Annotated in this window: 15 protein-coding genes; 10 read left to right on the top strand and 5 right to left on the bottom strand. The window is 53.7% G+C overall.

What is annotated here, in order from left to right; translation table 11 throughout:
* Nucleotides 1-41: 41 nt before the first annotated feature.
* A complete protein-coding gene (trxB, locus tag DBY68_RS15185; RefSeq protein WP_189623493.1) occupies nt 42-1010 on the bottom strand; it encodes a thioredoxin-disulfide reductase in 969 nt (322 codons plus the stop codon).
* 549 nt (nt 1011-1559) lie between these two features.
* On the opposite strand from trxB, the gene lrp reads away from it, so the two are divergent.
* The 9 genes from lrp to DBY68_RS15135 all read left to right on the top strand — a co-directional run bounded on the left by lrp (nt 1560) and on the right by DBY68_RS15135 (nt 15231).
* Nucleotides 1560-2054, top strand: a complete 495-nt coding sequence (gene lrp, locus DBY68_RS15175) for a leucine-responsive transcriptional regulator Lrp (RefSeq protein WP_000228469.1) — start codon at nt 1560-1562, stop codon at nt 2052-2054.
* Between the two features lie 120 nt (nt 2055-2174).
* Entirely contained in the window at nt 2175-6197 is a 4023-nt protein-coding gene (gene ftsK / locus DBY68_RS15170; protein ID WP_108474601.1) for a DNA translocase FtsK, read from the top strand.
* A 121-nt stretch (nt 6198-6318) separates the two neighbouring features.
* A complete protein-coding gene (gene lolA / locus DBY68_RS15165; RefSeq protein WP_108474600.1) occupies nt 6319-6930 on the top strand; it encodes an outer membrane lipoprotein chaperone LolA in 612 nt (203 codons plus the stop codon).
* Between the two features lie 9 nt (nt 6931-6939).
* Entirely contained in the window at nt 6940-8283 is a 1344-nt protein-coding gene (gene rarA / locus DBY68_RS15160; protein WP_108474599.1) for a replication-associated recombination protein RarA, read from the top strand.
* Between the two features lie 92 nt (nt 8284-8375).
* Nucleotides 8376-9668, top strand: a complete 1293-nt coding sequence (gene serS, locus DBY68_RS15155; protein ID WP_108474598.1) for a serine--tRNA ligase — start codon at nt 8376-8378, stop codon at nt 9666-9668.
* Nucleotides 9669-9868: 200 nt separating this feature from the next.
* Nucleotides 9869-12313 (top strand): dimethylsulfoxide reductase subunit A, encoded by a 2445-nt coding sequence (dmsA, locus tag DBY68_RS15150; protein ID WP_108474597.1) that lies wholly within the window; start codon nt 9869-9871, stop codon nt 12311-12313.
* 10 nt (nt 12314-12323) lie between these two features.
* Nucleotides 12324-12941, top strand: coding sequence for a dimethylsulfoxide reductase iron-sulfur subunit DmsB (gene dmsB, locus DBY68_RS15145; protein WP_015965110.1), 618 nt, complete (start codon nt 12324-12326; stop codon nt 12939-12941).
* A 1-nt stretch (nt 12942) separates the two neighbouring features.
* Nucleotides 12943-13806 (top strand): dimethyl sulfoxide reductase anchor subunit family protein, encoded by an 864-nt coding sequence (locus tag DBY68_RS15140; RefSeq protein ID WP_108474596.1) that lies wholly within the window; start codon nt 12943-12945, stop codon nt 13804-13806.
* Between the two features lie 276 nt (nt 13807-14082).
* Nucleotides 14083-15231 carry an MFS transporter gene (locus DBY68_RS15135; protein WP_108474595.1) on the top strand — a complete coding sequence of 383 codons (1149 nt, stop codon included), beginning with the start codon at nt 14083-14085 and terminating at the stop codon, nt 15229-15231.
* Nucleotides 15232-15282: 51 nt separating this feature from the next.
* Here DBY68_RS15135 and DBY68_RS15130 read toward each other — a convergent pair whose 3' ends face one another.
* Entirely contained in the window at nt 15283-16356 is a 1074-nt protein-coding gene (locus tag DBY68_RS15130) for a linear amide C-N hydrolase (protein WP_108474594.1), read from the bottom strand.
* Nucleotides 16357-16459: 103 nt separating this feature from the next.
* Between DBY68_RS15130 and DBY68_RS15125 the strand changes: the two genes are divergently transcribed.
* The gene (locus tag DBY68_RS15125) at nt 16460-17344 is read left to right on the top strand and encodes a LysR family transcriptional regulator (protein ID WP_108474593.1); all 885 of its coding nucleotides are present in this window, start codon (nt 16460-16462) and stop codon (nt 17342-17344) included.
* A gap of 28 nt (nt 17345-17372) precedes the next feature.
* Here the strand turns inward: DBY68_RS15125 and pflA are convergent, their stop codons facing one another.
* The 3 genes from pflA to focA form a co-directional block, all read right to left on the bottom strand.
* Entirely contained in the window at nt 17373-18113 is a 741-nt protein-coding gene (gene pflA, locus DBY68_RS15120; protein ID WP_108474592.1) for a pyruvate formate lyase 1-activating protein, read from the bottom strand.
* Between the two features lie 207 nt (nt 18114-18320).
* Complete coding sequence (gene pflB / locus DBY68_RS15115; protein ID WP_015965104.1) at nt 18321-20603, bottom strand: formate C-acetyltransferase; 2283 nt, start codon at nt 20601-20603, stop codon at nt 18321-18323.
* A 56-nt stretch (nt 20604-20659) separates the two neighbouring features.
* Nucleotides 20660-21517 carry a formate transporter FocA gene (gene focA, locus DBY68_RS15110; protein WP_146745466.1) on the bottom strand — a complete coding sequence of 286 codons (858 nt, stop codon included), beginning with the start codon at nt 21515-21517 and terminating at the stop codon, nt 20660-20662.
* Nucleotides 21518-21748: the final 231 nt, after the last annotated feature.

The following is a 21748-nucleotide window of genomic DNA, read 5'->3' as shown; positions in this document are numbered from 1 at the left end:
TTATAGTCGCCTTATTTACCTTTGTTACTGACTTGTAAAGATTATTTACACGCGTCAGCTAAACCGTCGAGATAACGTTCTGCATCCAGCGCGGCCATACATCCGGTGCCGGCAGAGGTAATCGCCTGGCGGTAGATGTGATCCATGACATCGCCCGCGGCGAATACGCCCGGGATGCTGGTCTGGGTAGCGTTACCGTGAATACCGGACTGTACTTTGATGTAGCCGTTTTCCAGCTCCAGCTGACCTTCAAAGATAGCGGTATTTGGGCTGTGGCCGATGGCGATGAACAGACCCGCAACGTCCAGCGTTTCAATATTGTCGCTATTCTGCGTATCGCGCAGACGCAGGCCGCTCACGCCCATCTGATCGCCCGTCACTTCTTCGAGCGTACGATGCGTGTGCAGCACGATGTTGCCGCTTTCCACTTTATCCATCAGACGCTTGATCAGGATTTTTTCCGCACGGAAGCTGTCGCGACGGTGAATCAGGTGCACTTCAGCAGCGATGTTAGAGAGGTACAACGCCTCTTCCACCGCGGTGTTGCCCCCGCCGATAACCGCGACTTTCTGGTTGCGATAGAAGAATCCGTCGCAGGTCGCGCAGGCGGAAACGCCACGACCTTTGAACGCCTCTTCAGAAGGCAGACCCAGATAGCGAGCAGACGCCCCCGTAGCGATGATTAACGCATCGCAGGTGTATTCTCCATTGTCGCCAATCAGGCGGAACGGACGATTTTGTAAATCCACGCGGGTGATGTGATCGAACAAAATTTCGGTTTCGAACTTTGTCGCATGCTCGTGCATACGTTCCATCAGCAGCGGCCCGGTCAGGTCGTTTGGATCGCCAGGCCAGTTTTCCACTTCTGTGGTGGTGGTCAGCTGACCGCCTTTTTCCATACCGGTAATCAAAACCGGCTGCAGGTTTGCGCGTGCGGCGTAGACCGCTGCGGTGTATCCCGCAGGTCCTGAACCAAGGATAAGCAGCTTACTGTGTTTGGCCGTGCCCATGAGATCCCCATAATTGTTTGCAGACATTGGGCTGGATTGTAGGGAATTTGTTGACGTAAAAAAAGGGCAGAGCGATTTTGTTAACGATATGTGCAATAGCAAGAACCGATGAATTGATGATTTTTACGACAGGAAATATAACTATTCCTACTGTGAGTCGCCCAATTATAAGACGATTTGCTATCAATTTCGCCCCACTGATAATGAATATCCGGCATGTTGTACTAAAAAACGATGTTTTGCTTTGACAATCCCCTGTGCTTTTGCGAAAACATTCAAGGAAGAAGAAAAGCAGTGTTGGCAGTGTTACGAATTTTAATGCACTGAAACACCATTTTTACCCGGTTAGCTGAAATCTACGTATGGTGTGGACAGACACCATACGTGATGTCAGCGGCCGCTTTGCGGCACCGGGCTTCTCATACACGTACCCCTGGGTTATGCGCCGTCAGTGAATAGGCTGCGCGTGGACGACGGGTTCAGGCTCTGAACAGTGAAGTGCACAGGGTCAAGACAGGAGTAGGGAAGGAATACAGAGAGACAATAATAATGGTAGATAGTAAAAAGCGCCCCGGCAAAGATCTCGACCGCATCGATCGTAATATTCTGAATGAACTGCAAAAAGATGGGCGTATTTCCAACGTCGAGCTTTCAAAACGAGTAGGGCTTTCTCCGACGCCATGCCTTGAGCGTGTGCGCCGACTGGAACGTCAGGGCTTCATTCAGGGCTATACTGCACTGTTGAACCCGCATTATCTGGACGCTTCACTGCTGGTCTTTGTTGAGATTACTCTGAATCGCGGTGCGCCGGATGTGTTTGAACAATTTAACGCCGCCGTACAAAAACTTGAAGAAATTCAAGAGTGTCATCTGGTTTCAGGTGATTTCGACTACCTGTTGAAAACCCGCGTACCGGATATGTCGGCATACCGTAAACTCCTGGGCGAAACCCTGCTGCGCCTGCCTGGCGTAAACGACACCCGTACCTATGTTGTTATGGAAGAAGTGAAGCAGAGTAATCGTCTGGTAATTAAGACTCGCTAATACGGAACAGGTGCAAAATCAGCTCAGTTTGATTACACTCCTGTTAATCCATACAGCAACAGTGCCGGGGAGACCCGGCGCTGTTGTCCGTTTTAGCATTTGGCACCTGGAGAGCCTTTCTTGAGCCAGGAATATACAGAAGACAAAGAAGTCAAACTGACAAAACTGAGCAGTGGACGCCGACTCCTTGAGGCGTTACTCCTCTTATGTTCCCTTTTTGCCATCTGGTTGATGGCGGCACTACTGAGCTTCAATCCTTCCGATCCCAGTTGGTCGCAAACAGCCTGGCATGAACCTATCCATAATCTGTGCGGCGCATCGGGCGCATGGCTTGCTGATACGCTGTTCTTTATTTTCGGCGTCATGGCTTACACCATCCCGGTGATTATCGTCGGCGGTTGCTGGTTCGCCTGGCGACACCGCGCCAGCGATGAATACATCGATTACTTTGCGGTCTCGTTACGCCTGATTGGCGTGCTGGCGATGATCCTCACCGCCTGCGGTTTGGCCGCGATCAACGCCGATGATATCTGGTACTTTGCCTCCGGCGGCGTGATTGGCAGCCTGCTCAGCACCGCGCTGCAACCGATGCTGCACAGCAGCGGCGGCACTATTGCCCTGTTATGTATCTGGGCGGCGGGCTTAACGCTGTTTACCGGCTGGTCCTGGGTCAGCATTGCCGAAAAAATCGGTAGCTGGATCCTCAATATTCTCACCTTCGCCAGTAATCGTACGCGCCGGGATGACACCTGGGTGGATGAAGAAGAGTACGAAGATGACGAAGAGTATGAAGATGATGAGCCCGTAGCGAAGCGTGATTCCCGTCGGGCGCGTATTCTTCGTGGCGCGCTGGCGCGTCGTCAACGTATCGCTGAAAAATTCTCTAACCCAATGGGGCGCAAGACCGATGCGGCGCTTTTCTCGGGTAAACGCATGGATGACCCGGAAGAGGCGGTGCAGTACAGCGCCCGTGGCGTTCAGGCCGATCCTGATGATGTGCTGTTCTCCGGCAGTACTGCATTGCGTCCGGATACCGATGATGTGCTGTTTTCTGGTTCAAGCGCAGTGCGAAGCGAAAGCGATGAATACGATCCGCTGCTGAATGGCCATACCGTCACTGAACCGATTGCCGCCGCGGCCGCCGCGACAACGGCGACACAAGCCTGGGCGGCTCCGGCTGATCCTGTGACGACAGCACCGAGCGCGCTTGATGGCGCAGCACAGCCTGGCGTCGAGTGGCAGACGGTTTCTGCTGCAAATCCGGTTGAACCTTCAATTGCGCCCGCGCCAGATGGCTGGCCGCCTGCACAACCTCAGCCATATCAGGATGACCCGCTATTGCAGGGCTATCAACAGCCTCAGCCGTATGCCCAGGAACCGGTTTATCAGCAACCGCAGCAGTATCAGCCGTATGAGCCTGAACCGGTGTACGCACAGCCGCAGCAATATGTGCCAGAGCCGGTCTATCAACAGTCTCAGCCATACGTGCAAGAGCCTGTTTACGAACAGCCGCAGCCGTATGCGCCGGAGCCAGCTTATGAGCAGCCTCAGCCATACGCGTCGGAACCGGTTTATCAACAGCCGCCGGTTGAGCCTGTCGCGCCTGAGCCGGTTGTAGAAGAAGAGCCGAAACCGCATCAGCGTCCACCGCTTTACTATTTCGAAGAAGTCGAAGAAAAACGTGCGCGCGAACGTGAACAGCTGGCGGCCTGGTATCAACCGATTCCGGAGCCTCTGGCCCCGGTTGAGCAGCACATTGCGCCAGCAGTTACGCCAGCGATAGATCCGACGCCTGCCGTCGCGCCTGTTGCTGCCAGCGTGCGTGAGGCTTCCTCCTCCGTTGCAGCAGCCGCCGCGACGGCAGCCGCTGCTGCACCGCTCTTTAGCCCGGTTGATGGCCCGCGTCCACAGGTCAAAGAAGGCATTGGCCCTAAACTGCCGCGCCCTAATCGCGTACGCGTGCCAACCCGTCGCGAGCTGGCGTCTTATGGGATAAAGCTGCCTTCACAACGTATGGCGGAAGAACGTGCCCGTGGCACGGAGCGCGGTCAGCACGATGTGGATGTCGACAACCTGACTGATGATGAAGCCGATGCGTTGCAGCAGGATGCCTTAGCGCGTCAGTTTGCGGCGACGCAGCAGCAGCGTTACGGCAGCGATACACATATTGACAACGATGAAGACGACGCAGATGCTGCCGCCGAAGCGGAACTGGCACGCCAGTTTGCCGCCAGTCAGCAGTCGCGTTATGCCAGTGAACAGCCGGAAGGCGCGCATCCGTTCTCGCTGGATGACTTCGATTTTTCGCCGACCAAAGCACTGATTGATGACACCCCGAAAGCCCCGCTGTTTACGCCGAGCGTAGCGCCGGAGCCGCAGGTGCAACAGCCTCAGACACAGCAGCATTATCAGCAGCCACCGGTGCAGCAACCGCCGCAGCATCAGCAGGCTTACCAGCCGCAGCTGCAGCAGCCACATTATCAGCAGCAGCCGGTACAGCAGCCGCCTGTGCAACAGCCGATGCCGCATCAGCAGGCGTACCCACCTCAGACGCAGCAACCGCAGCCGCAGCAGCCGCAACAGCCGGCTCCGCAGCCTAAAGAGAGCCTGATCCACCCGCTGTTGATGCGTAACGGCGACGATCGTCCGGCGCTTAAGCCGACCACGCCGCTGCCGTCATTAGATCTGCTGACGCCGCCGCCAACGGAAGTTGAGCCGGTGGATACCTTCGCGCTGGAACAAATGGCGCGTCTGGTCGAAGCGCGCCTTGCGGATTTCCGTATCAAGGCTGATGTGGTCAACTATTCTCCAGGCCCGGTCATCACGCGATTTGAGCTGAACCTGGCACCGGGTGTGAAAGCGGCGCGTATCTCTAACCTGTCGCGCGACCTGGCCCGTTCACTCTCGACTGTCGCTGTGCGCGTGGTGGAAGTGATCCCAGGTAAGCCGTACGTTGGCCTGGAACTGCCTAACAAAAAACGTCAAACCGTTTATCTGCGCGAAGTGCTCGACTGTGCACGTTTCCGCGATAATCCGTCTCCACTTTCTGTGGTGCTGGGTAAAGACATTGCCGGTGAACCGGTGGTGGCGGATCTGGCGAAAATGCCGCACCTGTTGGTTGCCGGTACGACGGGCTCTGGTAAGTCTGTCGGGGTGAACGCCATGATCCTCAGTATGCTTTACAAAGCGCAGCCTGAAGATGTGCGTTTCATTATGATCGATCCGAAAATGCTGGAGCTTTCCGTGTATGAAGGTATTCCGCATCTGTTAACGGAAGTGGTCACCGACATGAAAGACGCCGCCAATGCCCTGCGCTGGAGCGTCAATGAAATGGAACGTCGCTATAAGCTGATGTCGGCGTTGGGCGTGCGAAATCTTGCGGGCTACAACGAGAAAATCGCTGAGGCAAAACGTATGGGCCGCCCGATTCCGGATCCATACTGGAAACCGGGTGACAGCATGGATGCCACGCATCCGGTGCTGGAAAAACTGCCGTATATCGTGGTGCTGGTGGATGAATTTGCTGACCTGATGATGACGGTCGGTAAAAAAGTGGAAGAGCTTATCGCCCGTCTGGCGCAGAAAGCGCGTGCCGCGGGTATCCACCTGGTGCTGGCCACCCAGCGTCCGTCGGTTGATGTTATCACCGGCCTGATTAAAGCGAACATCCCGACGCGTATTGCGTTTACCGTGTCGAGTAAAATCGACTCCCGCACCATTCTCGACCAGGGCGGCGCGGAATCACTGCTGGGGATGGGTGATATGCTTTACTCCGGGCCGAACTCCAGCACGCCAGTGCGTGTTCATGGCGCGTTTGTGCGGGATGAAGAAGTGCACGCTGTGGTGCAGGACTGGAAAGCGCGTGGTCGCCCGCAATATATCGAGGGCATCACCTCTGACAGCGAAAGCGAAGGTGGCGGTGGCGGTATAGATGGTGGTGAAGAGCTGGATCCGTTATTCGATCAGGCGGTCAATTTTGTGACGCAAAAACGGAAAGCCTCGATCTCTGGCGTACAGCGCCAGTTCCGCATCGGATATAACCGTGCGGCGCGCATCATCGAACAGATGGAAGCGCAGGGCATTGTCAGCGAGCAAGGGCACAACGGTAACCGCGAAGTGCTTGCGCCACCGCCGTTCGAGTGATCGTAAAACCAGGTAAAAAAGTCAAAATTCAGTATTTTCTTCTGTCGCCTCGCTGAGCTTAAGCCTAAAGTGAGCGACAGAAGCCTCCCCGTCGGGAGCATGATGCTATTAAGGATTAATGATGAAAAAGGCAGCAATCACGTGTGCATTACTTTCCAGCTTTGTTGTCAGTAGCGTCTGGGCAGATGCTGCCAGCGATCTGAAAAGCCGTCTGGATAAAGTGAGCAGTTTCCACGCGAGCTTTACCCAGAAAGTAACGGACGGTAGCGGCAACGCGGTACAGGATGGCCAGGGCGATCTGTGGGTGAAACGCCCGAATCTGTTTAACTGGCACATGACTCAGCCGGATGAAAGCATTCTGGTGTCTGATGGTAAAACCCTCTGGTTCTACAATCCGTTTGTGGAGCAGGTGACCGCTACGCGTCTGAGCGATGCGACAGGCAATACGCCGTTTATGCTGATTGCCCGTAACCAGTCCAGCGACTGGGCGCAGTACAACATCAAGCAGAGTGGTGATGACTTTATGCTGACGCCGAAAGGCAGCAACGGCAACCTGAAGCAGTTCACCATTAATGTTGGTCGCGATGGCACTATTCATCAGTTCAGCGCGATTGAGCAGGACGACCAGCGCAGCAGCTATCAGCTGAAATCGCAGCAAAACGGCGCGGTGGACGCGTCTAAGTTTACCTTTACGCCGCCAGCCGGGGTGACGGTGGACGATCAACGTAAGTAGAGGTAGGTCGTGAGCAACATGTCGCTCGACTTTTCAGATAATACCTTTCAACCTCTGGCCGCCCGTATGCGGCCAGAAAATTTAGCGCAGTACATCGGTCAGCAGCATCTGCTCGCCGCCGGGAAACCACTACCGCGCGCCATCGAAGCCGGGCATTTGCACTCAATGATCCTGTGGGGGCCGCCGGGCACCGGTAAAACGACACTTGCGGAAGTGATTGCGCGTTACGCCAGCGCCGATGTCGAACGCATCTCTGCGGTGACGTCCGGGGTGAAAGAGATCCGCGAAGCCATTGAACGTGCCCGGCAGAACCGTAACGCCGGTCGCCGCACCATTCTGTTTGTTGATGAAGTTCACCGTTTCAATAAAAGCCAGCAGGACGCCTTTCTGCCGCATATTGAAGACGGCACGATTACTTTTATTGGCGCGACCACCGAAAACCCCTCGTTTGAACTGAACTCGGCGCTGCTCTCCCGGGCGCGCGTCTATTTGCTGAAATCCCTCACTACCGAGGATATTGAGCAAGTTCTGTCTCAGGCGATGGAAGACCATGCGCGTGGTTACGGCGGCCAGGATATCGTGTTGCCGGATGATACCCGCCGGGCGATTGCCGAACTGGTGAACGGCGATGCGCGGCGCGCCCTGAATACGCTGGAAATGATGGCCGATATGGCCGAAGTGGATGATTCCGGCAAGCGCACGCTCAAACCTGAACTGTTAACCGAAATCGCCGGTGAGCGCAGCGCGCGCTTCGATAACAAAGGCGATCGTTTCTACGATTTAATCTCCGCACTGCATAAATCGGTGCGTGGCAGCGCGCCAGATGCTGCACTTTACTGGTATGCCCGTATCATCTCCGCCGGCGGCGACCCGTTGTATGTCGCGCGTCGCTGCCTTGCGATTGCTTCAGAAGATGTCGGCAACGCCGATCCGCGTGCGATGCAGGTCGCGATTTCCGCATGGGATTGCTTTACTCGCGTGGGCCCGGCGGAAGGTGAACGCGCGATTGCTCAGGCGATTGTGTATCTGGCCTGTGCCCCGAAAAGTAATGCCGTCTATACCGCTTTCAAAGCGGCAATGGCCGATGCGCGAGAACGCCCGGACTACGATGTGCCGGTTCACCTGCGTAATGCGCCGACCAAACTGATGAAAGAGATGGGCTATGGGCAGGAGTATCGCTATGCTCATGACGAACCCAACGCCTACGCCGCCGGAGAAGAGTACTTCCCGCAGGAAATGGCACAAACGCGCTATTATCGTCCAACTAACCGTGGCCTTGAAGGCAAGATTGGCGAAAAGCTCGCCTGGCTCGCTGAACAGGATCAAAATAGCCGCACAAAACGCTACCGCTAGCGCAGGCGTTGCGGTAATGTTGGCAATGTATCTTTGCAACCGCAGGCTGCGGTTGCATTCCCTTTTTTCAATTCGATAAGCACAGGATAAGCATGCTCGATCCCAATCTGCTGCGTACCGAGCCAGACGCAGTCGCAGAAAAACTGGCACGCCGGGGCTTTAAGCTGGATGTAGATAAACTTCGCGCTCTTGAAGAGCGTCGTAAAGTGCTGCAGGTAGAAACCGAAAACCTGCAGGCAGAGCGCAACTCGCGATCGAAATCCATTGGCCAGGCGAAAGCGCGCGGGGAAGATATCGAGCCATTACGCCTGGAAGTAAACAAACTCGGTGAGCAGCTTGATGCCGCGAAATCTGAGCTGGACGTGCTGCTGGCGGAAATCCGCGATATCGCACTGACTATCCCGAACATTCCGCACGACGATGTGCCGGTCGGTAGAGACGAAAACGACAACGTTGAAGTCAGCCGCTGGGGTACACCGCGTGAGTTCGATTTCGAAGTCCGCGACCACGTGACGCTGGGCGAAATGCACAGCGGTCTTGATTTCGCGGCGGCAGTGAAACTGACCGGTTCCCGCTTTGTGGTGATGAAAGGCCAGATCGCGCGCATGCACCGTGCGCTGTCTCAGTTCATGCTGGATCTGCACACTGAACAGCACGGCTATAGCGAAAACTATGTGCCGTATCTGGTAAACCAGGACACGCTGTACGGTACCGGGCAGTTGCCGAAATTTGCCGGTGACCTGTTCCATACGCGTCCGCTGGAAGAAGAAGCTGACAGCAGCAACTATGCGTTGATTCCAACGGCGGAAGTACCGCTGACCAACCTGGTGCGCGATGAAATCATTGACGAAGATAACCTGCCGATCAAAATGACCGCGCATACGCCATGCTTCCGCTCTGAAGCGGGTTCTTATGGTCGTGATACTCGTGGTCTCATCCGTATGCACCAGTTCGACAAAGTTGAGATGGTGCAGATTGTTCGCCCGGAAGACTCCATGGCGGCGCTGGAAGAGATGACCGGTCATGCAGAAAAAGTTCTGCAGTTGCTCGGTCTGCCATACCGCAAAATCATTCTGTGCACGGGTGATATGGGCTTCGGTGCCTGCAAAACCTATGACCTGGAAGTGTGGGTGCCGGCGCAGAATACTTACCGCGAGATCTCTTCCTGTTCTAACGTCTGGGATTTCCAGGCGCGTCGTATGCAGGCGCGTTGCCGTAGCAAATCTGACAAGAAAACCCGTCTGGTGCACACCCTGAACGGCTCCGGCCTGGCAGTAGGTCGTACGCTGGTGGCGGTGCTGGAAAACTACCAGCAGGCCGATGGTCGTATCGAGGTGCCGGAAGTTCTGCGTCCGTATATGAACGGCCTGGAATATATCGGTTGATTCACCTTTCTTATGTAAAAAGCGCCTGCGGGCGCTTTTTTTGTGCCCATCATTGATACTGAGCAATACCTTAACCATTCAAAAGAGAAATACTCCCTTCGAAGTAATCCGCAGCAGATAAAACTAAAAAATAAAAATTTCGCTATATCTATAACTATATAGCGGTATTGTTTTCAATGTGAGCAACGAAGTGAGTATTCATGAAAATTAAGACCCCCGATGCCATTCTGGCAGCCGAGGTCAGCCGTCGCGGTTTGATGAAAACCTCGGCAATTGGCGGCCTGGCGATGGCCAGCAGTGCCTTCACGCTCCCGTTTAGCCGTATGGTAAGCGCTGCTGATGCGCTAGCCCCGGCTACTGCCGCCGAGCGTCTCACCTGGAGCGCGTGTACTGTAAACTGTGGCAGTCGCTGCCCGCTGCGCATGCACGTTGTGGATGGTGAAATTAAATACGTCGAAACCGACAATACCGGTGATGATAACTACGATGGCTTGCATCAGGTTCGCGCCTGCCTGCGCGGGCGTTCTATGCGTCGCCGCGTCTACAACCCAGACCGCCTGAAATACCCGATGAAACGCGTGGGCAAACGCGGTGAAGGAAAATTTGAGCGCATCACCTGGGAGGAGGCGTTCGATACCATCGCCACCAACATGCAGCGCCTGATCAAAGAGTACGGTAACGAATCTATCTATCTCAACTACGGTACCGGTACGCTGGGTGGCACCATGACGCGTTCCTGGCCGCCGGGAAATACCCTGGTTGCCCGTCTGATGAACTGCTGTGGCGGTTATCTGAACCATTACGGTGACTACTCGTCCGCACAGATTGCGGAAGGTCTCAACTACACCTACGGCGGTTGGGCCGACGGTAATAGCCCGTCTGATATCGAAAACAGTCAGCTGGTAGTGCTGTTTGGTAACAACCCTGGCGAAACGCGTATGAGCGGTGGCGGGGTGACCTATTATCTTGAGCAGGCACGGCAGAAATCGAATGCGCGGATGATCATTATCGATCCGCGCTATACCGACACCGGCGCTGGGCGTGAAGATGAATGGATCCCGATTCGTCCGGGAACTGATGGCGCTTTGGTATCTGCACTGGCGTGGGTGATGATCACCGAGAATCTGGTCGATCAGCCGTTCCTCGATAAATACTGCGTCGGTTATGACGAGAAGACGCTGCCAGCGGGCGCGCCAGCCAATGGTCACTATAAAGCCTATATTCTTGGTGAAGGCAACGACGGTGTGGCGAAAACGCCGGCGTGGGCGTCGGCTATCACCGGTATCCCGGTCGATCGCATTGTGAAGCTGGCGCGTGAAATCGCGACCGCTAAACCGGCGTTTATCTCTCAAGGCTGGGGCCCGCAGCGTCATGCTAACGGCGAAATTGCTACCCGCGCGATCTCCATGCTCTCTATCCTGACCGGAAACGTCGGTATTCACGGCGGTAACAGCGGTGCGCGCGAAGGTTCTTACTCTTTACCGTTCGTGCGGATGCCGACCCTGGAAAACCCGATTCAGACCAGCATTTCCATGTTTATGTGGACCGATGCAATCGAACGCGGCCCGGAAATGACGGCGCTGCGCGATGGTGTGCGCGGGAAAGATAAACTCGATGTGCCGATCAAAATGATCTGGAACTATGCGGGCAACTGTATTATCAACCAGCATTCAGAGATCAACCGTACCCACGAGATCCTACAGGATGATAAGAAGTGCGAGCTGATTGTGGTCATCGACTGCCATATGACCTCGTCCGCGAAATACGCCGACATCATCCTGCCGGACTGCACCGCGTCTGAGCAAATGGACTTCGCGCTGGATGCATCCTGCGGCAACATGTCGTACGTCATCTTTGCTGATCAGGCGATTAAACCGCGCTTCGAGTGCAAAACCATCTACGAGATGACCACAGAGCTTGCCAGGCGTATGGGCGTTGAGCAGCAGTTCACCGAAGGTCGCAGCCAGGAAGAGTGGATGCGTCATCTGTATGAACAGTCGCGCAAAGCCATCCCTGAACTGCCGGACTTCGACACCTTCCGTAAACAGGGGATTTTCAAAAAGCGCGATCCGCAAGGACATCACGTGGCGTACAAAGCCTTCCGTGAGGATCCACAGGCCAACCCGCTGACCACGCCGTCAGGCAAAATCGAAATTTATTCTCAGGAACTGGCGAAAATCGCCGCGACCTGGGAACTGGCGGAAGGCGATGTTATCGATCCGCTGCCGATCTACACCCCAGGATTTGAAAACTATAACGATCCGCTGACGGAAAAATTCCCGTTGCAGCTGACCGGTTTCCACTATAAATCCCGCGTTCACTCTACCTATGGCAACGTTGACGTGCTGAAAGCGGCCTGCCGTCAGGAGATGTGGATCAATCCGCTGGATGCGAAGAAACGCGGTATCGCCAACGGCGACCGGGTGCGCATCTTTAACGATCGAGGCGAAGTACATATCGAGGCGAAAGTTACGCCGCGTATGATGCCGGGCGTTGTCGCCCTGGGCGAAGGGGCATGGTATGACCCGGATGCTAAACGTGTTGATCAGGCGGGCTGCATCAACGTTCTGACGACGCAGCGTCCATCGCCGCTGGCGAAGGGAAACCCGTCACACACAAATCTCGTTCAGGTTGAAAGGGTGTAAGGAGTAATCGATGACAACCCAATATGGTTTTTATATTGATTCGAGTCGTTGCACCGGCTGCAAAACCTGCGAGCTGGCGTGTAAAGACTACAAAGATTTAGGCCCGGACGTCAGCTTCCGTCGTATCTACGAATACGCGGGCGGTGACTGGCAGGAAGACAACGGCGTCTGGCATCAGAACGTCTTTGCTTACTATCTTTCTATTTCGTGCAACCACTGCGAAGATCCGGCCTGTACCAAGGTTTGTCCGAGCGGCGCGATGCACAAACGCGAAGATGGTTTTGTGGTCGTCGATGAAGATGTCTGCATCGGCTGTCGCTATTGCCACATGGCCTGCCCGTACGGCGCGCCGCAGTACAATGCGGCGAAAGGGCACATGACGAAGTGCGATGGCTGTCACGACCGCGTGGCGGATGGTAAAAAACCTATCTGCGTGGAATCCTGCCCGCTGCGTGCGCTCGATTTCGGCCCGATTGACGAGTTGCGCAAAAAACACGGTAATCTTGCCGCCGTTGCGCCGCTGCCGTCTGCGCACTTTACCAAACCAAGCATCGTCATTAAGCCGAATGCCAACAGTCGCCCAACCGGCGACACCACTGGCTATTTAGCCAATCCGAAGGAGGTGTGAGATGGGAAGTGGATGGCATGAATGGCCGCTTATGATCTTTACGGTCTTTGGGCAATGCGTGGTGGGCGCGTTTATCGTGTTGGCAGTGGCGCTGCTGAAGGGGGATTTACGTCCGAACGCGCAACAACGTGTGGTAACCGGGATGCTTGCACTGTGGGTGCTGATGGGCATTGCGTTCATTGCCTCAACGCTTCACCTGGGCTCGCCGTTTCGCGCGTTCAACTCGCTTAACCGCGTGGGCTCCTCGGCGCTGAGTAATGAAATTGCCAGTGGCGCAATCTTCTTTGCAGTCGGCGGCCTTGGCTGGCTGCTGGCGATGGTGAAAAAACTGTCGCCGGCGCTGCGTGGGCTGTGGCTGATTGTGACCGCCGTCCTGGGTGTGGTATTCGTCTGGATGATGGTACGTGTGTACAACAGCATTGATACGGTGCCGACCTGGTACAGTGTCTGGACGCCGATGAGCTTCTTCCTGACGCTGTTCATTGGCGGCCCGCTGCTGGGCTACCTGCTGCTGCGCGCAGCTGATGTCACCGGTTGGGCGATGCGTCTGCTGCCTGCCGTTAGCATTGTTGCACTGGTGGTGAGCGTGGTGGTTGCGCTGATGCAGGGCGCGGAACTGGCGACGATCCATAGCTCCATTCAACAGGCATCCGCACTGGTGCCTGATTACGGCTCGCTGATGGCCTGGCGTGTGGTGCTGATTGCTCTGGCGCTGGTGTGCTGGGTTGCGCCGCAGCTGAAAGGGTATCAACCCGCGCTGCCGCTGCTGAGCATCGCCGTCGTGCTGGTCATTGCGGGAGAACTGATTGGCCGCGGCGTTTTTTATGGTCTGCATATGACTGTCGGCATGGCGATTGCCAGTTAAGTTATTGTGGGTATGAAAAAAGCCAGGCATCGCGTCCTGGCTTTTTAATGCTTTTTTATCATGAAATTTTTCGACCAATCGTTCCGGGTTGTTCCGGTAATAAACGAATAAAAACAATGAAATGATTGTTGGTGTGAATTTATTTCCGCTTCGCTGGATAAGAAACATCAATCGTCGCCCCATATTCCCCGCAGCCCCCGTCAGCCGGGCGATTGACTTTAATTATGGCCGTGGCATGATGCGCTCGAAATCTGATCATCCTCACGGTTTTTACCCATGAACACCTATACTCGCCCGGTGCAGCTGTTGCTCTGTGGCTTACTTTTGTTGACTCTGGCGATTGCGGTATTAAATACGCTCGTCCCGCTTTGGCTCGCCCGCGAAAACTTGCCCACCTGGCAGGTCGGGATGGTCGGCTCCTCCTATTTCACCGGTAATCTGGTGGGGACATTGCTGACCGGGCACTTGATTAAGCGCATGGGATTTAACCGTAGCTACTACATTGCTTCCGCGATTTTTGCCGTGGGCTGCGTCGGCTTAGGTGTAATGGTCGGATTCTGGAGCTGGATGTTCTGGCGTTTTGTCGCGGGCGTTGGCTGCGCGATGATTTGGGTTGTCGTGGAAAGCGCGCTGATGTCCAGTGGTACGTCGCGTAATCGCGGGCGTTTGCTGGCGGCGTACATGATGGTCTATTACGTGGGGACGGTGCTCGGCCAGTTGATGGTCAGCAAGCTGCCAACCGATCTGTTGACCGTGTTACCGGTGATGACGGGCCTCGTACTGGCAGCCATTCTGCCGATGCTATTTGCGCGCATCAATAACCAGCAGGATGAAACGCATGTTTCAACTCGCGTGTGGTCGATGTTTACGCTTCGCCAGGCGCGCCTTGGCGTAAATGGCTGCATTATCTCCGGGATTGTACTGGGGTCGCTTTACGGTCTGATGCCGCTCTATCTGAATCACCAGGGGGTGAGCGATTCCGGTATCGGTTTCTGGATGGCAGTGATGGTTAGTGCAGGCATCGTGGGGCAGTGGCCGGTGGGGCGCCTGGCGGATCGCTATGGCCGTCTGTTAGTCCTGCGTGTACAGGTCTTCGTGGTGATCCTCGGATGCCTTGCTATGCTCAGCAACGCGGCTATGGCCCCTGCGTTATTTGTCCTCGGCGCTTCCGGCTTTACGTTATACCCGGTGGCAATGGCCTGGGCCTGTGAAAAAGTGGAACATCATCAACTGGTGTCAATGAACCAGGCCTTGCTGCTGAGCTATACCATCGGTAGCCTGCTCGGCCCAACGCTGACCGCAATGCTGATGCAGAATTATTCCGACAACCTGCTGTTCGTGATGATTGCCTGCGTATCGTTTGTCTATTTGCTGATGCTGCTGCGCAAAGCCGGGCATCATCCAACGCCAGTGGCTCATGCCTGATCCGCACTTCAAGTAAAAGCCCGATAATTCAAATCTTATCGGGCTTGACGATTATTTTGCCTGCGCCATGATATTTCCTTCCCAGCCTTTCTGCGCATAGTCGTTGAGGCCGCTGATGGTTTTCACCGGCTGGCCAGCGCTAAAGTTGATTTGTTTTAAATCCACCCACACCTGCGAGGCGGCAAAGGTCGATTTAAAATGATATTCCTGATGCGACAGGTCAGATATTGTCGTCCAGTAGGTACCAATACCTTTATTGTTCTCGGGCTTCTTACTGTATTTCGCATACATGTCGGTGACTTTCTGTTCATCGCTTTCTGCCGGAATACCGATGGGGTAAGCCACATTGTTAACCACCGACAGCACAAATCCCTGGGCCTGATTCTTGTTATCCGGTTTTGGCAGATTCTGTAAGTTCCAGCTGGCGCGTACCAGTCGCTGGTCGGCATCAAGCCCGGTTGGGATCGCGTCACGTTTCGCGTGGCTGAAACGCGCGAGATTTGCTAACTGTTTATCGTAAGAAGGCGGGTTGGTCATCACGCGGTAGTTTTTATCGTGATAGATATTCACTTTGCCGTTATCAATTTCAATGATGGCAGAGTCTCCGCTCTTATCTTCGATCGCGATATGTTTAGTATCGGTCGCGTAATCCACTGGCAGTTTAGCCGCCGCCAGACGCACGTTATGGCGAATACCTTCGACGGCGTCGTTAACAGTGGCATAGTTATCCAGGATATAGCTTAACCACGCCCGGCTTTTGAGCACGGGTTTATCCTGGTTATCCTGCTGTACCTGCGAGCCATTCATATAAAACAACGTATGCCCCGCCAGCCCGGCTTCATTCATGCCATCCATCGGAAAGACACCATCCGCATAGACCACAACGCTGCCATAACGGGTGGTCCAGTGTGCCGCTTTAGCGCTGTCTCCGCCATTATGGGCGATGCCTTTTGGGGTGATCACCAGTGACGGGTCGACAGGGCCAAAGAAATCCAGATTGCGGGCGGTGACCATATAGCCCGGAAACATGTTCATAAACGCGCGGGTACAGGCATCGGCGCTGACGCTGACCCCCGCAGTGAGTACCAGACCTAATGCGACGGCGGAGATTTTTTGATTCTTCATTTTTCTTCCTCAGTTAAGTTCACCCGTCTATGTTAGGGTTAATATACTGAGCGCAATAAATCACTTAGCGGGGGAATATCCCCCGCAAATGGAGAGAAGACCTATGGAGCCGATTAATTTTTCTCTGGCGCAAATTGAAGCGTTTGCCTGCGTTTGTGAGTGCGGAACCCTGACTCAGGCGGCCAAAAAGCTAAAGAAGGACAGGACGACGGTAAGTCAGCTTATTGATTATCTTGAAATAGACTTAGGTTATATTCTGTTTGATCGCGCAAAACGACCGCTTGAACTCACTGATTACGGTAAGCGTCTGTATCGCCAGGCTCGACTGTTTTTACATGAGGCGCAGGCCTTTTCGCAGGTCGCTAAGCAACTGCCCGATCAGCTAAAGACGCAGTTGACGCTGTGCTATGACCCTTTCACGCCGCGTGATTTTTTACTTAGTCTGGCAAGTACCCTCGCGCAGCAACATATTTCGCTGGATTTGCTGATGTGTGAACGTGAACAGGCGGAGCGGTGGCTGGATGACGGGAAGGTGGATATGGGGATCTACCAGGCGCTGAATCGTTCGGTTAACGATCATCTTAAGTGGCGGGCCGTGGGTGCTATATCGCTATCCGTCTGGGCGCGTAAAGGCTTTTTCCCGGTCTCGCCGGTGTCGATGTTGCATCTTGCCGCCAGTCCGCAGTTGGTGCCTTTTTGTATGCTGCAGGATGCGCTGGCACAGCGTATTCAAATCGCCGACCGTATCATTCGCGTTAATGAAATCTCGCTGTTAGAAAAACGGTTGTCCGCCGGTGATGGCTGGGCGTTTTTACCACGTCATTTCGGCGTGGGCGAGTGGGAGAACGTCGAACGTCAGGAGACCGAGGCGGGGGATCAAGGGTTAACGCATCCGGTGGTCGCGCTGTGGAAGCCCGGGCAAATACAACCCCATCAACTGGAGCAGGTTCTGAATGCGATTGATATGACGTGGAGAGAAGACGCGTGACTCCGGATGCAGAGTCACGCTAAAGGCTTTAGTACATTACCTTATGACCATACTGTTCCAGAATGCCTTTGACGCGTTCCATGGTCTCTTTTTTGGGTGGATGGACGCCATCCAGTTTGTACTCTTCACCCATCGCCACCCATTTATGTTTACCCAGTTCGTGATATGGCAGCAACTCGATTTTCTCGACGTTGCCCATGTCGCGGGTAAATTCGCCCAGGCGGTGCGCAGAATCGTCATCATCTGACCAGCCAGGAACCACAACATAGCGGATCCAGACTTTTACCTCTTTTTTTGACAGGTATTGAGCGAATTCCAGTGTGCGATGGTTCGACACGCCGACCAGATTCTGGTGAATCTCGTCGTTCATCTGTTTGAGATCGAGCATCACCAGATCGGTAACGTCCAACAGTTCATCAATGACCGGATCGTAACGACGCACAAAACCGTTGGTATCAAGGCAGGTGTGGATGCCTTCTTTTTTACAGGCGCGGAACCAGTCACGCACGAACTCAGCCTGAAGAATGGCTTCGCCGCCGGATGCGGTCACACCGCCGCCGGACGCGTTCATGAAGTGACGGTAGGTCACAACTTCTTTCATCAGTTCTTCAACGGTGACCTCTTTGCCGCCGTGGGTATCCCACGTATCACGGTTATGGCAATAGAGGCAGCGCATCAGACAGCCCTGGAAGAAGGTGATAAAACGGATACCTGGGCCATCAACGGTGCCACAGGATTCAAAGGAGTGAATGCGACCAGTTACAGACATTGCAGTGTTATCTCCAGTTTTTCCCCGCGTCCGGCAGGGGTGACGATCATGACTTCAGGCCGTCTTGAGTTTATTTTGCACGTTAATTTCATTATAGAGATTAACCCGCAAAACAGGCTCGGGGAGAGTGGGGGACTTATAAGAAAGGCCCCACTTGCGTGGAGCCTTTATTGTACGCTTTTTAAATCGCGATTTCAGTCAAATCCATTACATGGACTGAGTGAAGGTACGAGTAATAACGTCCTGCTGCTGTTCTTTAGTCAGGGAGTTAAAACGTACTGCGTAGCCAGATACGCGGATGGTCAGCTGCGGATATTTTTCCGGATGTTCCATCGCGTCGAGCAGCATTTCGCGGTTCATAACGTTAACGTTCAAGTGCTGACCGCCTTCGATAGACGCTTCATGGTGGAAGTAACCATCCATCAGGCCTGCCAGGTTGGTTTTACGAACGTCGTCGTCTTTACCCAGTGCGTTTGGAACGATAGAGAAGGTGTAAGAGATACCATCTTTAGCGTAAGCAAACGGCAGTTTTGCTACGGAGGTCAGAGAGGCAACAGCACCTTTCTGGTCACGGCCGTGCATCGGGTTAGCACCTGGTCCGAACGGAGCGCCTGCGCGACGACCGTCTGGGGTGTTACCGGTTTTCTTACCATATACAACGTTGGAAGTGATGGTCAGAACGGACTGAGTCGGGATAGCGTTGCGGTAAGTAGTCAGTTTCTGAATTTTTTTCATGAAACGTTCTACCAGGTCAACAGCCATGTCATCGACGCGAGCATCGTTGTTACCAAACTGCGGGTATTCGCCTTCGATTTCGAAGTCGATAGCCAGACCGTCTTCGTCACGAATCGGTTTAACTTTCGCATATTTGATTGCAGACAGGGAGTCAGCCGCTACGGACAGACCCGCGATACCGCAAGCCATGGTACGGATAACGTCACGGTCGTGCAGCGCCATCAGAGAAGCTTCGTAGCTGTATTTGTCATGCATGTAGTGGATGACGTTCAGTGCGGTGACGTACTGTTTAGCCAGCCAATCCATGAAGTGATCCATACGATCGATAACTTCGTCGTAGTTCAGCACATCGCCTTTGATTGGTTCAGATTTAGGACCAACCTGCATTTTCAGTTTTTCATCAACGCCGCCGTTGATTGCGTACAGCATGGTTTTCGCCAGGTTAGCACGCGCACCGAAGAACTGCATTTGTTTACCAACGATCATCGGGCTTACGCAGCAAGCGATAGCATAGTCATCGTTGTTAAAGTCTGGACGCATCAGATCGTCATTCTCATACTGCAGAGAAGAGGTATCGATGGACACTTTCGCAGCGAATTTTTTGAACGCCAGCGGCAGTTTTTCAGACCACAGGATAGTGATGTTCGGTTCCGGAGACGGGCCCATGGTGTAAAGGGTGTTTAGGAAACGGAAGCTGTTTTTGGTAACCAGAGTACGGCCATCAACGCCCATACCACCGACGGATTCAGTTGCCCAAATCGGGTCACCGGAGAACAGTTCATCATATTCAGGAGTACGCAGGAAGCGAACCATACGCAGTTTCATGACCAGGTGGTCAATCATTTCCTGAGCTTCTTGTTCAGTGATTTTGCCTGCTTTCAGGTCACGTTCGATGTAGATATCCAGGAAGCTGGAGGTACGACCGAAGGACATTGCTGCGCCGTTCTGTGATTTAACAGCAGCCAGGTAGCCGAAGTAAGTCCACTGAATCGCTTCCTGAGCGTTAGTCGCCGGACCAGAGATGTCGTAGCCATATTTAGCTGCCATCTCTTTGATCTGACCCAGCGCACGGTGCTGTTCAGAGATTTCTTCACGCAGACGAATAGTCGCTTCCAGGTTCACACCGTTTTCCAGGTCAGACTGGAGAGAGGTGAACTGAGCGAATTTGTCTTTCATCAGGAAGTCGATACCGTAAACGGCGATACGACGATAGTCACCGATGATACGACCACGACCGTATGCATCTGGCAGACCGGTCAGGACGCCAGATTTACGGCAACGCAGGATGTCCGGAGTATAAACGTCGAACACGCCCTGGTTGTGAGTTTTACGGTACTCGGTGAAGATTTTTTTGATCATCGGGTCCAGTTCGCGGTTGTACGCTTTGCAGGAACCTTCGATCATTTTGATGCCGCCAAACGGAATCAGCGCGCGTTTCAGCGGAGCTTCAGTCTGCAGGCCAACGATTTTTTCCAGCGACTTGTTGATGTAGCCCGCGTCGTGGGAGGTGATGGTAGAAGCAACAGCAGTGTCGAAATCAACAGGCGCGTGAGTGCGGTTTTCCTGTTTAACACCTTCCATTACTTTGTCCCACAGCTCGGTAGTTGCTTTAGTAGCACCTGCCAGGAAGGACTCGTCACCCTCGTATGGAGTGTAGTTTTTCTGGATGAAGTCACGTAAGTTGACTTCATTCTGCCAGTCACCTTTAGTAAAACCTTCCCAGGCTGTGGCTAACTTTTCATTAAGCTCGGACATGTAACACCTACCTTCTTATGTGGATTTTTTATTTACTGCCTGACACAACGCTCACTTTAGTGATGGTCGCCTTCACGCAGGTAAATGACCCAGTATGTCAGCCCAACTAACAGGCCTCCGCCAATGATATTCCCGATAGTCACCGGAATGAGGTTATCAGTGATGAAGTTCATGATAGTCAGGTGAGAAAAACTATCCGGCGTTGAACCTACTGCGGTCCAAAACTCCGGGCTTGCAAAGTTGCGAATCACAATCCCCATCGGGATCATAAACATGTTTGCAATACTGTGCTCAAAGCCGCTGGCGACGAACATGGCAACCGGAAGAACCATAATCATGGCTTTATCCATCAGGCTGCGGCCAGAGTAGCTCATCCAGACAGCCAGACAAACCATCAGGTTCGCCAGGATGCCGAGGGCAACGGCTTCGATAAATGTGTGGTGCATTTTATGGTCAGCGGTTTGCAGGACATTCAAGCCCCAGCCACCGTTAGCGGTCATATACTCGCCGGAGAGCCACATTAGCAGAACAAAGAGCAGACATCCTACCAGGTTACCAACATAGACGTTCAACCAGTTTTTCGCCAGTTGACCCCATGTGATTCGACCACTGGCTTTCGCGACAACGATAAGTACCGTGGAAGTGAAGAGGTCGGCCCCGCAAATGACGCAGAGAATCAAGCCCAGTGAGAAGCAGATACCCCCAATCAGTTTCGCGACGCCAAAAGGCATACCCGCGGTTCCTGTGGTGGCAGTAATGTAGAAAACAAAAGCAATCGAGATAAACACGCCCGCAGTTATCGCCAGATAAAAGGTTTTCAGCGGATGCTTCGTTGCTTTATAGACACCTGCTTCTTCGGCAACTTTGGCCATAGCAGCAGGAACAAGTAGATCAAAAGGGTTGTCAGCTTTCACACTAACTCTCTCTTTATTAAGTCGGCGACGAGATACTAACAAAGCATTATAGATGAGAATTTGATGTAGATCATATCTCGCCTGGCTTATAGGCCCGCAAATCGAATGGTTTTTCGTCGAATGCGGCATAACTTTTTGATTATCAAAATAAAAATAAATTTTAAAGTTTGCAAAATCAGTTGATTTTTTTCGTCAGCCTCCCGTTTTGCCAGTTAATTAAAATGGAGTAAT

The sequence above is a fragment of the Pseudocitrobacter sp. RIT415 genome (assembly GCF_003057695.2).
Classification (GTDB): Bacteria; Pseudomonadota; Gammaproteobacteria; order Enterobacterales; family Enterobacteriaceae; genus Pseudocitrobacter; species Pseudocitrobacter faecalis.
The sequence above is the reverse complement of the archived record's forward strand: the minus strand, read 5'-3'. Positions and strand labels throughout refer to the sequence as shown.

What these genes read in the sequence shown, in the direction of transcription:
- trxB (WP_189623493.1), bottom strand. Translation starts at nt 1,010, where the DNA reads ATGGGCACGGCCAAACACAGTAAGCTGCTTATCCTTGGTTCAGGACCT.
- lrp (WP_000228469.1), top strand. Translation starts at nt 1,560, where the DNA reads ATGGTAGATAGTAAAAAGCGCCCCGGCAAAGATCTCGACCGCATCGAT.
- lolA (WP_108474600.1), top strand. Translation starts at nt 6,319, where the DNA reads ATGAAAAAGGCAGCAATCACGTGTGCATTACTTTCCAGCTTTGTTGTC.
- serS (WP_108474598.1), top strand. Translation starts at nt 8,376, where the DNA reads ATGCTCGATCCCAATCTGCTGCGTACCGAGCCAGACGCAGTCGCAGAA.
- dmsA (WP_108474597.1), top strand. Translation starts at nt 9,869, where the DNA reads ATGAAAATTAAGACCCCCGATGCCATTCTGGCAGCCGAGGTCAGCCGT.
- dmsB (WP_015965110.1), top strand. Translation starts at nt 12,324, where the DNA reads ATGACAACCCAATATGGTTTTTATATTGATTCGAGTCGTTGCACCGGC.
- DBY68_RS15140 (WP_108474596.1), top strand. Translation starts at nt 12,943, where the DNA reads ATGGGAAGTGGATGGCATGAATGGCCGCTTATGATCTTTACGGTCTTT.
- DBY68_RS15135 (WP_108474595.1), top strand. Translation starts at nt 14,083, where the DNA reads ATGAACACCTATACTCGCCCGGTGCAGCTGTTGCTCTGTGGCTTACTT.
- DBY68_RS15130 (WP_108474594.1), bottom strand. Translation starts at nt 16,356, where the DNA reads ATGAAGAATCAAAAAATCTCCGCCGTCGCATTAGGTCTGGTACTCACT.
- DBY68_RS15125 (WP_108474593.1), top strand. Translation starts at nt 16,460, where the DNA reads ATGGAGCCGATTAATTTTTCTCTGGCGCAAATTGAAGCGTTTGCCTGC.
- pflA (WP_108474592.1), bottom strand. Translation starts at nt 18,113, where the DNA reads ATGTCTGTAACTGGTCGCATTCACTCCTTTGAATCCTGTGGCACCGTT.
- pflB (WP_015965104.1), bottom strand. Translation starts at nt 20,603, where the DNA reads ATGTCCGAGCTTAATGAAAAGTTAGCCACAGCCTGGGAAGGTTTTACT.